Genomic DNA, 11,577 nt, shown 5'->3' with positions numbered 1-11,577 from the left:
GGCATAGCCATCGCGCATCACCACCACGCGGTCGCAGACACCGAGGATTTCGGGCAGCTCCGACGAGATCATCACGACCGCCATGCCGCCGGCGACGAGTTGGCCGATGATGTGGTGGATCTCGGCCTTGGCGCCGACGTCGACACCCCGCGTCGGCTCGTCGAGGATCAAGGCCGAAGGTTTGGCGGCAAGCCATTTGGCGATGACCACCTTCTGCTGGTTACCGCCCGACAGCAGGCTGATGCGCCGTTCGCCGTCGGGCGGTGAAATTGAAAACTGCTTGACCGAGTCCGCGGCAAGCGCGTGATCGGCGCTGCGGCTGATGCGTCCGAAACGGCTCAGGCGGCGCAATATGGGCAGGCTGATGTTTTCCCGGATCGACATTCCAGGCACGACGCCGTCGCCCTTGCGATCTTCGGGAACATAGGCAATGCCTGCCCTGACCGCCTGGGATGGCGAGTTGATCGAGACCTCGCGTCCGTTGACGCTGACTGTGCCTTCGACAAGCCGCGACAGGCCGAAGATCGCGCGGGCGACCTCGGTGCGGCCAGCGCCCACCAGCCCGGTCAAGCCCAGTATCTCGCCGGCGCGTACATCGAAGCTGACATCGCGGAAGCGCGCGCCGTCGCTGATGCGTTCGACGCGCAGCACCGACTTGCCGATCTCGGCCGGGCTTTTCGGGAAGACATTGCTGACTTCGCGACCGACCATCAGCCTGATCATGTGAGCGGCATTTATGCCTTCGATCGGCCGCGTCTCGATCATTGAGCCGTCGCGCAGCACAGTCACCTCGTCGGCGATTTCGAGCACCTCCTTCAGTCGGTGGCTGATGTAGATGATGGCGATGCCGTCATCGCGCATCTTGCGCAGGATCCGGAACAACGCCGCCGTCTCATGCTCGCTGAGGCTCGATGTCGGTTCGTCCAGGACGATGATCCTGGGCTGCGCCGCGTAGGCCTTGGCGATCTCGACGAGCTGCTGCTGGCTGATCGACAGGTTGCCGAGCCGTTCACGCGGGTTGATGGCCGCTCCGAGCTCATCGAGGACGGCGGCTGCCGCCCGGATCATCTCGCCCTTGCGCAGAAAGGTCCACTTGCCCGGCATGCGGCCGAGATAGACGTTTTCGGCGACGCTCAGGTCGGGGACCAGATTGATTTCCTGATGCACCATGCGGATGCCCAGCGCCTGGGCGTCAGCGGGCCGGCGCATGCGCACTTCGGCGCCGCCGACCCTGATTGTGCCGCTGGTGGGTGCGTAGGACCCGTTGAGTACTTTCATGAGCGTCGATTTGCCGGCGCCGTTCTCACCCACGACCGCATGAACGGTGCCGAATTTCACGGCGAAATTGACGTTGGACAGAGCCTTCACGCCCGGGAACGTCTTGCTGATGCCTCGCATGTCCAAGGCGCAATCGGCGGCGACAGTCATATCTGGCTAGGTTCCTCCTGGCGGCTGGCCGTCCTCGGTATCGATCATCGATATGTTAGTATAATAGTTGCTTCAACGCAGCTCGACCCTTCTTCGAATTGGCTTGAACGTTCGGGCTTTGAACACGCGGCTCAGTCCAGGCTCTCGGCTACGGTTGAATTTCTCACCGCGGATGATGACTATTGCACTAATATAACAGTTCTGGCAAGGTGGATTTCCGGCGGTCGTTATGAACATCGTGTCCACCGACACCCGACCGCTTCCATTGGATGCGTTCCGATTGACATTCTAGTATTATTTGGCCATTTCTGGTGAACGAAGACACGGATTTGCAATGGACCTGGATCCTTCGACGCTCAATCGGGCTCTTCCGCTCCGCGATCAGATCTACCACAAGATCCGCAACCTGATCGTCGTCGGGCAGCTGAAGCCGGGAGAGGTCATCAACGAAGTCGCCATCGCGGAGGCCCTGGGGGTGTCGCGCACCCCGGTGCGCGAAGCGGTCAAGCGCATCAGCGACGAGGGCCTGGTCAAGATCCTGGCACAGACCGGCACCTATGTCGCTCCGATCAGCCGGGCCGACCTGGAAGAAGCCTATGTCATTCGGCGGGCACTGGAGATGGAGAGCGCCCGACGCGCGGCCGCCAAGTTCACAGCGGCGGCCAGCGAATTGCTGGAAGACAACATGGCGGCGCACCGGCTTGCCATATCCCGCGGCAGATATGCCACCGCGATACAACTCGACGATGTCTTCCACCGCACCATAGCCGAGATCTGCGGCCTGCCGATGATCTGGAGAGCCGTCGACATCTCGAAGGCACAGATGGATCGCGGACGCTATCTCGCCATCCCCAGACCGGGCTATGGAGAACAGACGATCGAGCAGCACGAGGCCATTTTCGACGCGCTGAAGCGCCACGACGCCGAGGGGGCGGCAAGGGCCATGGAACATCATCTCGAGACGTCGTTCCGCAACACGCTCGAAGTCGCCGCCGACCTTCTCGACTGAAGCCCCTGCGAGCCACCGGCATGCAAAGAATGGGACTATGTATCGGCGTGAAAGCCGAGGCGATCGCGGACTACAAGCGCGTCCACGCCGCCGTCTGGCCCGAAGTGCTCGACGTCATCAGCCGCGCCAACATCCGCAACTATTCGATCTTCCTGCGCGAACCGGAGAACCTTCTGTTCGCCTGCTGGGAGTATCACGGCAGCGACTTCGCCAGGGATGCGGCGCGGATGAGCGAGTCGCCGGCGATGCGCAAATGGTGGGAGCTGTGCGACCCCATGCAGACGCCACTGCCGACGCGCGCCGACGGCGAATGGTGGGCGGCGATGGAAGAGGTCTTCCATCTCGACTGACCGTGTCCCGGCCGGGCGGCGATCCGTTGTTTCATCCAGCCGTTTGCCGCCCTCAAACTGCGCCGCAAGGCGCACTCATCGCACGCCACTCACCTGACCGATCCGCCGCAACGCCCTGCAGTCCAGGCCTTTCGCAACCGCACCTTGACCACTGACATTCTATTATATTAGTATTCCAAATCACTTTTGCCTCTCGACGCTCCTTGTCGGGGAGAGCTTTTTCAGAGTTTGGGTCATGGCACGGTTCATCAAGCTGTCGGATACCGACAACATTCTTCTGGCGGTCGATCCGTTGAAGATCGGGGACAAAGCCGGGGACGTGGCAGCGAAGGCGCGCATACCGCGCGGGCATAAGATGGCCCTGCGCGACATCGGCTCGGACGACCCGATCGTGAAATACGGCCAGACCATTGGCTTTGCGCGGGAACCCATCGTCGCCGGCGACTGGGTTCACGAGCACAATGTGTATCTGCGCAATTTCGAACGCGACTACGTCTTCGGCACAAATGCCAGGCAAACCGAGATCGTTGCCGAGGCCGAGCGGGCCACCTTCATGGGTTATCGCCGGCCGAGCGGCAAGGTCGGCACGCGTAACTTCATCGCCGTCCTGACGTCGGTGAATTGCTCTGCCAGCGTCGCCCGGTTCATCACCGACGAGGTCAACCGGTCTGGCATCCTGCGCGACTATCCCAATATCGACGGCATCATCGCACTCGTCCACGGCACTGGCTGCGGCATCGACACCAAGGGTCCCGCTTACGACCTGCTGAAGCGCACGCAATGGGGCTTTGCCACGAACCCCAATGTCGGCGGCGTGCTGATGGTCGGGCTCGGCTGCGAAGCGTTCCAGATTCCGCGCTGGATGCAGTCGTACAACATCGAGGAGAGCACGATTTTCCGCACGATAACGATCCAGGAAACCGGCGGCACGCGAAAGACAGTCGAGGCCGGCGTCAAGGCGATCGTCGACATGCTGCCTACGGTGAACGCTGCCGAAAGGACGCCGCAACCAGCCTCCGAACTGGTGCTAGCACTGCAATGCGGCGGATCGGACGGCTATTCCGGCATCAGCGCCAATCCGGCACTGGGTGCTGCGGTGGACCTGCTTGTCGGGCAAGGCGGCACGGCCGTGCTCTCGGAGACGCCCGAAATCTATGGCGCCGAACATCTTCTCGCCTTGCGCGCCGAGAGCCGCGCGGTGGGTGAAAAGCTGATCGAGCGCATCCGCTGGTGGGAGGATCATACCGCCAGGCACGACATGGAGATGAACAACAACCCTTCGCCCGGCAATAAGCTGGGTGGGCTGACGACCATCCTGGAGAAATCGCTCGGCGCCTCCGCCAAGGGCGGCACCACCAATCTGCGCGCAGTGCTGGAATATGCCGAGCCGATCAACGAGCGCGGCCTCGTCTTCATGGATACGCCTGGCTACGATCCGGTCTCGGCCACCGGGCAGGTCGCCGGCGGCGCCAACATATTGTGCTTCACCACCGGCCGCGGTTCGGCCTTCGGCTGCAAGCCGACGCCCTCGATCAAGCTTGCCTCCAACACCTTTATCTTCGAGCAGATGCGCGAGGACATGGACATTAATTGCGGAGACATACTGGACGGCGTCTCGCTGGCCGAGAAGGGCGAGGAAATCTTCGCCGAGATCCTGCGCGTCGCATCCGGCGGGCGCACCAGGTCGGAAGCGCTCGGCTATGGCGACAACGAGTTCGTGCCATGGAGCCTTGGCGCAACCATGTAGCGATATCGCCCGCCTGCGCAGGCCGGCCTTTATCCCGGAAGTAGCTCAAACGGAAAGAACCGCTCGACATGAACAGGATCGATCTTGACGGCCAGCACGCTGTGGTCACCGGCGGCGCCCAGGGCCTCGGCTTTGCGATGGCCAGACGTTTCGTCGCCTCCGGCGCGACGGTAACCTTGTGGGATCTCGATGAGGCCCGCCTCGAAACCGCCAAGAAGGAACTCGGCAACGCCGCCACGACGGAGATCGTGGACGTCGCCGATTGGGCGTCGGTGGACGCGGCGCGCGCCAGGACCGAAGAGCTGGCCGGCAAGATTTCCATTCTGGTCAATTCCGCCGGAATTGCCGGCCCGGCCGCCCCGCTCGACGTCTACGACATCGAGACGTGGAAGAAGGTCATCGATGTCAATGTGAACGGCACGTTCTACGTCAACCGCGCCGTGGTTCCGGGAATGAAGGAGCGCAATTACGGGCGCATCGTCAACATAGCCTCGGTGGCCGGCAAGGAGGGAAACCCGAACGCATCAGCCTATTCGGCCTCGAAGGCGGCGGTCATCGGCTTGACCAAGTCGCTCGGCAAGGAGCTGGCGCAGTACGACATCGCGGTGAACTGCATCTCGCCGGCCACGGCGCAGACGCGCATCCTCGAACAACTGACGCCGGAGCATATCGAATATATGCGCTCGCGCATTCCGCGCGGCCGCCTGCTGGAGGTCGACGAAGCCGCGGCGATGGTCGCCTGGCTCGTCTCCAAGGAGAACAGCTTTACAACCGCCTCCACGTTCGACCTGTCGGGTGGACGGACGACCTACTGAAAGGCAGTTGCCGTTCAGCCAGGCAACCGACCCAGACCAATCGCAAAGCGCTCCACCATTGCGAGGCCAGGCTCGCCTGGCCGCATCGCCGGAGCCCGGTCATGTACCGGGATGCCGGCGCGGGCGCCGAACAGCCGCTTGCCGTAACAGACCAAGCTCTCGATGCCTTGCATGACGAAGACGGCAGCCGGCAATATTCTTGCATAATCAGCCTCGGCCGTGACTTCGTCTCCGGCGCGGAACGCATGATAGGCGCGCACGGCATAGTCGGCGCAATCCGGCGCCAGGATCATGCCGCGGCAACCGATGCGGAAATTGTCGATCAGTTCCAGGCCGCCGCGTCCGTTGAAAACCGGTATCCGGCCTTCGGTGCGCTCGATCAGCCCGGCGATGTCGGTGACCGGACCTTCGCCCTTGATCAGCCTTATGTTGGGATGAAGCGTGACGAGTTCGCGGATTTCGTCCGATGAAAGGCCGCGCCCGAAAAAGGCCGGCGCGTTCTGGATCGCCACCGGCAGGTCGGTCGCCTCGGCGACGCGGCCGAAGAACTTGATGTATTCCGGCGCACCATAGGATCCGGCTGGCGGCGGCTGCAGGATCACCCAATCCGCTCCGACGCTTTCGGCATGGCGAACCTGCGCCACCTGCTCAGCCACAGAAGAACCGAAGATGGTGAAGGCGAGCGGCACTTTTCCGGCGGTGTCTTCCGCCGTCCAGTCCATGATCGTCCGACGCTCGGCCTCGGTCAGCTTGGCGACTTCCGTTGCCAGGCCGAGCGCCGCCATGCCGTGCACGCCGGTCGCCAGGCAGATCTCGACCTGCCGACGCATCGCCGCGCGGTCCAGCTGTTCGTTCACGTCAAAGAGCGCGTAGAGAATGGCGTTAATGCCGTGGAAATCGTCAGGCCGGAAATTAGGCATGCTGGTCGGCCTCAATGGCTTTCGCGTGGAATGGCATGGCCACGGCATCCGAGGAGAAAATCGAGGTCGGCGCCGCGATCCGCCTGCAGGACATGGTCGACGTAGAGACCCTGATAGCCGCCGCGCATAGCCGGCTGCGGCGGAGCCCAGGATGTCCGCCGCTTTGCGAGCTCCTGTTCTGACACGTCGAGATGCAGCTTCCTCGCTTCGACATCGAGCTCGATGAAGTCGCCGCTCCTGACCAGCGCCAGCGGGCCGCCGATAGCGGCTTCGGGTGCGGCATGCAGAACGACAGTGCCGAAGGCGGTACCGGACATGCGGGCGTCGGAGATGCGGATCATATCGCGGACGCCTTGCTTCAGCAGCTTCCGAGGCAGCGCCATGTTGCCGACTTCGGCCATGCCAGGATAGCCTTTCGGCCCGCAATTCTTCAGCACCATGATCGACGCATCGTCGATGTCCAGCAAGGGATCGTCGACGCGCGCCTTGTAGTCGTCGATGTCCTCGAAGACGACGGCGCGGCCGCGATGCTTCATCAGCGCTGGCGAGGCGGCGGACGGCTTGATGATCGCACCGTCGGGCGCCAGATTGCCGCGCAGCACCGCAATGCCGCCCTGCGGCGTGAGCGCTTTGTCGCGCGGGCGGATCACCTCCGGATTGTAGTTTTGGGCATCACTGATGTTGTCGCGCACGGTCTTGCCGCTGACGGTCAGCGCGTCGAGATCGAGCAGATCGGCCATCTCCTTCATGACGGCCGGAATGCCACCGGCGTAGCAGAAATCCTCCATCAGAAAGCGGCCGGATGGCATCAGGTCGAGGATGGTCGGCACGTCGCGGCCATATCGATCCCAATCGTCCAGCGTCAACTCGGTGCCGACACGGCCGGCGAGGGCCAGGAGATGCACGACCGCATTGGTCGAGCCGCCGATGGCGCCATTGACGCGGATGGCGTTGGCGAAGGCCGCCTTCTTGAGGATGACCGACGGGCGCAAATCCTCATTGACCATCTCGACGATGCGCCGTCCGGTCATGCGGGCGATGCGGCTGCGGCGCGCATCGACAGCCGGATAGGCGGCGTTGCCGGGTAGCGCCAGGCCGAGCGCTTCGACCATCGAGGCCATCGTCGAGGCCGTGCCCATGGTCATGCAGTGGCCGGGCGAGCGCGACATGGCGCTCTCGGCATCGGCGAAATCCTGCTCGCTCATCACTCCAGCGCGAACGTCTTCCGAAAACTTCCACACATCGGTGCCGGAACCGATCTCCCGGCCCTGGAAGCGGCCATTGAGCATCGGACCGCCTGAGATGACGATCGACGGCAGGTCGCAGGAAGCCGCGCCCATGACCAGCGACGGCGTGGTCTTGTCGCAGCCGGCCATCAGCACAACGCCATCCATGGGATTGCCGCGGATTGCCTCCTCGACATCCATCGAGGCGAGGTTGCGAAACAGCATCGCCGTCGGCCGCAGATTGGACTCGCCGCAAGAGAAGACCGGGAATTCGAGCGGCAGGCCGCCGGCTTCCAGCACGCCCGCCTTGATATGCTCGATCAGGCCGCGGAAATGCACGTGGCAAGGCGTGAATTCGGAGAATGTGTTGCAGATGCCGATCACCGGGCGGCCGTCGAAAGCATCATCGGGCAGGCCGTTGTTCTTCATCCAGCTGCGGTGGATGAAGGCATCCTTGCCCAGCCCGCCGAACCACTGCTGCGATCGTCTCTTGGTCATGGTCTTTCCGGCGTTCAGGCGGGATGCTGGAGCTGGCTCAGTCCACCGTCGACGACGAGCGTGGCCGCGTTCATGAACGGGCACTCGTCGGAAATCATGAACACCGCGGCAAGCGCGATCTCGTGCGCCGTGGCGATGCGGCCGCCGGGGTGCAGTGCCATGGTGTTGGCGCGTGCTGTGGCCGGGTCGGCAAAGCTGTTCCAGTAATCGATCGCCTTCTGCGTCTCGACATAGCCCGGCGCCAGCGCGTTCACGCGCACGCCTTGCGCCGCATATTCGAGTGCCAGCGATTTGGTCAGGCCGAGCAGCGCGTGCTTGGCGATCGGATAGGGGAAGGTATGCGGGATGATGGTGAAGCTGTGCGTCGAGGCGATGTTGAGGATGGCGCCGCCGCCGCTCGCGATCATGCCCGGCAGCACCGCCTTGCTGCAGTTCCAGGCTCCCTTGACGTTGACGTCGAAGTTGCGGTTCCACTCTTCCTCGGTCGCCTCGAGAGGCGTCGAGAACACATTGACCCCGGCATTGTTGATCAGCGCGTTGATCGGGCCGATCTCGGCAGCCGCTTGGCTGACGGCAGCCGCAATCCCGGTGCTGTCGCTTATGTCGGCCGCAACATGTCCGACATGGCCTTGCGGTGCGGCAAGGCCGGAGACTGCCTTGTCCAGCAGTGCGGCATCGCGGTCGACCAGGAACAGTTTTGCGCCTTCGGCCAAACAGGCTTCGGCGATGGCAAGCCCGATGCCTTGCGCTGCACCCGTCAGGAAGATGCGTTTGCCGGAAAGGCGCTCAGCCATTTTTGTTCCTCCAGCCTATCGCCGACCCAGTGCCGATGAGCGCAGATTGTCGAGCAGCACGGCTAGCAGCAAAATAACGCCGCGCACGATGTACTGGTAGAAGGCCGGGATGTTGAGCAGGTTCATGGCGTTTTCGGCGATTCCCATGATCAGCACGCCGACGATGACGCCCGACATGGTGGCGCGGCCGCCGGCGAGCGAAACGCCGCCGAGCACGCAGGCCGAAATGACCGAGAGTTCCAGCCCGACCGCCGCGTTGGGCTGGCCCGAGGTGATGCGCGACGCCAGCAGGATGCCGGCGATACCGCAGACGACGCCTTGCAGCGCAAAAATCCAGATGCGCGTCCGGTCGACATTGACGCCGGCAAGCCGCGAGGCCTCCGGATTGCCGCCGATGGCCAGCGTGTTCTTGCCGAAGACGGTCCGGTTGAGGACGAAGCCGAAGATGCAAAACAGGATGGCAAGCACCCAGACCGGCGTCGGTATGCCGAGCAGTTTCGAGAGCGCCAGCTGATAGAAATCCGGGCTGTTGATGCCGACGGCGCGGCCGTCGGACGCGATCAGCGCAAAGCCGCGCACGATCTGCATGGCGGCCAGCGTCGTGATCAGCGCGTTGATGCGAAATTTGGCGATGACAACGCCGTTGATGAAGCCGACGAAAGCGCCGCAGGCGATTGCCGCCAGCAGGCCAAGCAGGATCGAGCCGGTGTAATTCGAGGCCATCACAGCGACCATGCCGGCAAAGGCGACGATCGAACCGACCGACAGGTCGAAGTCGCGCGCGGCGAGGCAGAACATCATGGTGCAGGCGACGATACCGACGGTGACCACCGACTGCAGCAGGCCGAGCATGTTGCGGTCCGTAAGGAAGTTCGGCACCAGAGCCGACACCAGCGCGAAGGCGACGACAAAGATGACGACGAGGCCCTGTTCGCCGAGCAGGATTTTTTTCAACTGGTCGGTCATGCCAAAGTCCTCAGGATGCGATCGCGTCGGGGGTTTTCTGATCGGGCAGAGCGGCGGCCAGGATCGCCCTTTCGGCGAACTGGTCGCGGGTGAGTTCAGCGCTGACGCGGCCACCGCACATCACCAGAATACGGTCGCAGATGCCCATCACCTCCGGCAGTTCGGACGAGACCACGACGATCGCCATGCCGTCCTGCGCAAGCTGGTAGAGCAGTTCGTAGATTTCCGATTTGGCACCGACATCGATGCCGCGCGTCGGCTCGTCGACAATGAGCACCCGCACGCCCTGTTCGGACAGCCAGCGGCCGAGGATGACCTTCTGCTGGTTGCCGCCGGAGAGGTTGATGATGTCCTGCTTGCGCGACGGCGTGCGCACCTTCAGCTTCTTGATAAAGGTCTCGGCCGTGGCGATCTCGCTGGCGCGGTTGAGCACGCCGAAGCGTGTGTGATGGCGCCGCGACGAGATGTTGATGTTCTCCTCGACCGAGCGCCCCTGGATGATGCCGTCATGCTTGCGATCCTCCGAGCACAGCACGATGCCGGCCCGGATCGTGCCACGCGGATCGGTGGCGCGAACCAGCTTGCCGTCGACGGTGATGGTGCCGCCCGAACGCGGATCGGCGCCATAGACCAACCGCATCAGCTCCGAGCGCCCGGCGCCGATCAGGCCGAAGAAGCCGACGATCTCGCCTGCCCTTGCCTCGAAACTGGCCGGTGTCTGCAGTTTGGGGCCGCTGAGAGCGTCGACCTTCAGGCGGACATCGCCTGTTTTTCGTGCGCGAAAACCCCAGATATCCGAAATCTCGCGGCCGACCATCTCCGCGACGACCTGATCGCGGGTGACGCCTTTCAGCGACGCGTGGTGCGCCGCGAGCTTGCCGTCGCGCAGCACGGTCAAGCTGTCGCAGAGCCGGAACACCTCGTCGAGCCTGTGCGAGACGTAGATGATGACCTTGCCCTCGCTGCGCAGGCGATTGATCAGGGCAAACAGGATTTCGCTTTCGCGCGAGGACAGTGACGAGGTCGGTTCGTCCAGCGCAATAACGCGTGCGTCGAGCATGACCGCCTTGGCGATCTCGACCATCTGGCGTTCGCCGATCGACAGCGTCTTGACCTTGCGGCGCATGTCGATGTCGATACCGGCCGATTTCAGCTTGGCGCCGACGTCGTCCAGCATCCGGCGGCCGGCGATGATGCCGGCGTTGGCGGGGAAACGACCTAGGCTGAGGTTTTCGGCAACGGTGAGTTCAGGAACGAGTTGCAGTTCCTGATGAATGACAATGACGCCATTGTCGAAGGCATCCCGGGTCGAGGTATAGGCCTGAACCCTGCCGTCAATGCGGATCTCACCCTGATCGGCATGCTGGTCGCCGGAGAGGATCTTGATCAGGGTGGATTTGCCGGCGCCGTTCTCGCCCATCAGGCCATGCACGGCGCCTTTGTCGACGCCGAACGAGACGTCCGACAGCGCCTTGACGCCCGGATAGGTCTTGGTGATGTGCGAGAAGTCGAGAAAGGACACGAGCCGATCCTTTTGAGCCATGACAAACAGGCGGCGGGATGAGCCGCCTGTTTGTACAGGGAGGATTATTCGATGCCGAGGCCCTGGCGGACCTTCTGGTAGTCGTCACGCTTGGCGAGTGCACCGGAAGTCAGGATCAGCTTCTCCGGTTCCTTGTTGTTGGCAACCCAGTCATACATGTTGAGCGCCGTCTCGTAGCCATGACGCTTCGGCGAGATGATCACGGTGCCGACGAACCCAGTGGCGGTCGGCTTCTTGAACTCGTTGATTGCGGAATCCGCGCCGCCAATGCCAACGCCGAT

At 63.1% G+C, this 11,577-nt stretch carries 10 protein-coding genes and 1 pseudogene; 4 read left to right on the top strand and 7 right to left on the bottom strand.

Annotation, left to right across the window (positions count from 1 at the left end; translation table 11 throughout):
• On the bottom strand, positions 1-1,428 hold a 1,428-nt coding region (locus EN749_RS20285; protein ID WP_145990955.1), incomplete at its 3' end, for a sugar ABC transporter ATP-binding protein.
• 334 nt (positions 1,429-1,762) lie between these two features.
• Here EN749_RS20285 and EN749_RS20280 point away from each other — a divergent pair.
• The 4 genes from EN749_RS20280 to EN749_RS20265 all read left to right on the top strand — a co-directional run bounded on the left by EN749_RS20280 (position 1,763) and on the right by EN749_RS20265 (position 5,349).
• Complete coding sequence (locus EN749_RS20280; RefSeq protein ID WP_128287601.1) at positions 1,763-2,437, top strand: GntR family transcriptional regulator; 675 nt, start codon at positions 1,763-1,765, stop codon at positions 2,435-2,437.
• A gap of 20 nt (positions 2,438-2,457) precedes the next feature.
• On the top strand, positions 2,458-2,787 hold the full coding sequence (locus EN749_RS20275; RefSeq protein ID WP_127365912.1) for an L-rhamnose mutarotase: 330 nt from the start codon (positions 2,458-2,460) through the stop codon (positions 2,785-2,787).
• Positions 2,788-3,022: 235 nt separating this feature from the next.
• Complete coding sequence (locus EN749_RS20270) at positions 3,023-4,534, top strand: altronate dehydratase family protein (protein ID WP_128363814.1); 1,512 nt, start codon at positions 3,023-3,025, stop codon at positions 4,532-4,534.
• A 68-nt stretch (positions 4,535-4,602) separates the two neighbouring features.
• Positions 4,603-5,349 carry an SDR family NAD(P)-dependent oxidoreductase gene (locus EN749_RS20265; protein ID WP_128363813.1) on the top strand — a complete coding sequence of 249 codons (747 nt, stop codon included), beginning with the start codon at positions 4,603-4,605 and terminating at the stop codon, positions 5,347-5,349.
• 14 nt (positions 5,350-5,363) lie between these two features.
• Here EN749_RS20265 and EN749_RS20260 read toward each other — a convergent pair whose 3' ends face one another.
• The 6 genes and pseudogenes from EN749_RS20260 to EN749_RS20235 all read right to left on the bottom strand — a co-directional run.
• Positions 5,364-6,269 carry a dihydrodipicolinate synthase family protein gene (locus tag EN749_RS20260; RefSeq protein WP_128363812.1) on the bottom strand — a complete coding sequence of 302 codons (906 nt, stop codon included), beginning with the start codon at positions 6,267-6,269 and terminating at the stop codon, positions 5,364-5,366.
• 11 nt (positions 6,270-6,280) lie between these two features.
• A complete protein-coding gene (gene araD / locus EN749_RS20255; RefSeq protein ID WP_128363811.1) occupies positions 6,281-7,993 on the bottom strand; it encodes an L-arabinonate dehydratase in 1,713 nt (570 codons plus the stop codon).
• A gap of 14 nt (positions 7,994-8,007) precedes the next feature.
• Positions 8,008-8,787 carry an SDR family oxidoreductase gene (locus tag EN749_RS20250; protein WP_128363810.1) on the bottom strand — a complete coding sequence of 260 codons (780 nt, stop codon included), beginning with the start codon at positions 8,785-8,787 and terminating at the stop codon, positions 8,008-8,010.
• A gap of 15 nt (positions 8,788-8,802) precedes the next feature.
• On the bottom strand, positions 8,803-9,753 hold the full coding sequence (araH, locus tag EN749_RS20245; protein ID WP_128363809.1) for an L-arabinose ABC transporter permease AraH: 951 nt from the start codon (positions 9,751-9,753) through the stop codon (positions 8,803-8,805).
• Between the two features lie 10 nt (positions 9,754-9,763).
• Positions 9,764-11,275, bottom strand: coding sequence for an L-arabinose ABC transporter ATP-binding protein AraG (araG, locus tag EN749_RS20240; RefSeq protein ID WP_127395338.1), 1,512 nt, complete (start codon positions 11,273-11,275; stop codon positions 9,764-9,766).
• A 65-nt stretch (positions 11,276-11,340) separates the two neighbouring features.
• Positions 11,341-11,577: pseudogene (locus tag EN749_RS20235) on the bottom strand (arabinose ABC transporter substrate-binding protein); the annotation flags it as partial.

It is taken from the genome of Mesorhizobium sp. M7A.F.Ca.ET.027.02.1.1 (genome assembly GCF_004022985.1).
Lineage (GTDB): Bacteria > Pseudomonadota > Alphaproteobacteria > Rhizobiales > Rhizobiaceae > Mesorhizobium.
This window is presented reverse-complemented; position numbering and strand designations above follow the sequence as displayed.

Coding starts and splice junctions, on each gene's coding strand:
- EN749_RS20280 (WP_128287601.1), top strand. CDS start 1,763: ATGGACCTGGATCCTTCGACGCTCAATCGGGCTCTTCCGCTCCGCGAT.
- EN749_RS20275 (WP_127365912.1), top strand. CDS start 2,458: ATGCAAAGAATGGGACTATGTATCGGCGTGAAAGCCGAGGCGATCGCG.
- EN749_RS20270 (WP_128363814.1), top strand. CDS start 3,023: ATGGCACGGTTCATCAAGCTGTCGGATACCGACAACATTCTTCTGGCG.
- EN749_RS20265 (WP_128363813.1), top strand. CDS start 4,603: ATGAACAGGATCGATCTTGACGGCCAGCACGCTGTGGTCACCGGCGGC.
- EN749_RS20260 (WP_128363812.1), bottom strand. CDS start 6,269: ATGCCTAATTTCCGGCCTGACGATTTCCACGGCATTAACGCCATTCTC.
- araD (WP_128363811.1), bottom strand. CDS start 7,993: ATGACCAAGAGACGATCGCAGCAGTGGTTCGGCGGGCTGGGCAAGGAT.
- EN749_RS20250 (WP_128363810.1), bottom strand. CDS start 8,787: ATGGCTGAGCGCCTTTCCGGCAAACGCATCTTCCTGACGGGTGCAGCG.
- araH (WP_128363809.1), bottom strand. CDS start 9,753: ATGACCGACCAGTTGAAAAAAATCCTGCTCGGCGAACAGGGCCTCGTC.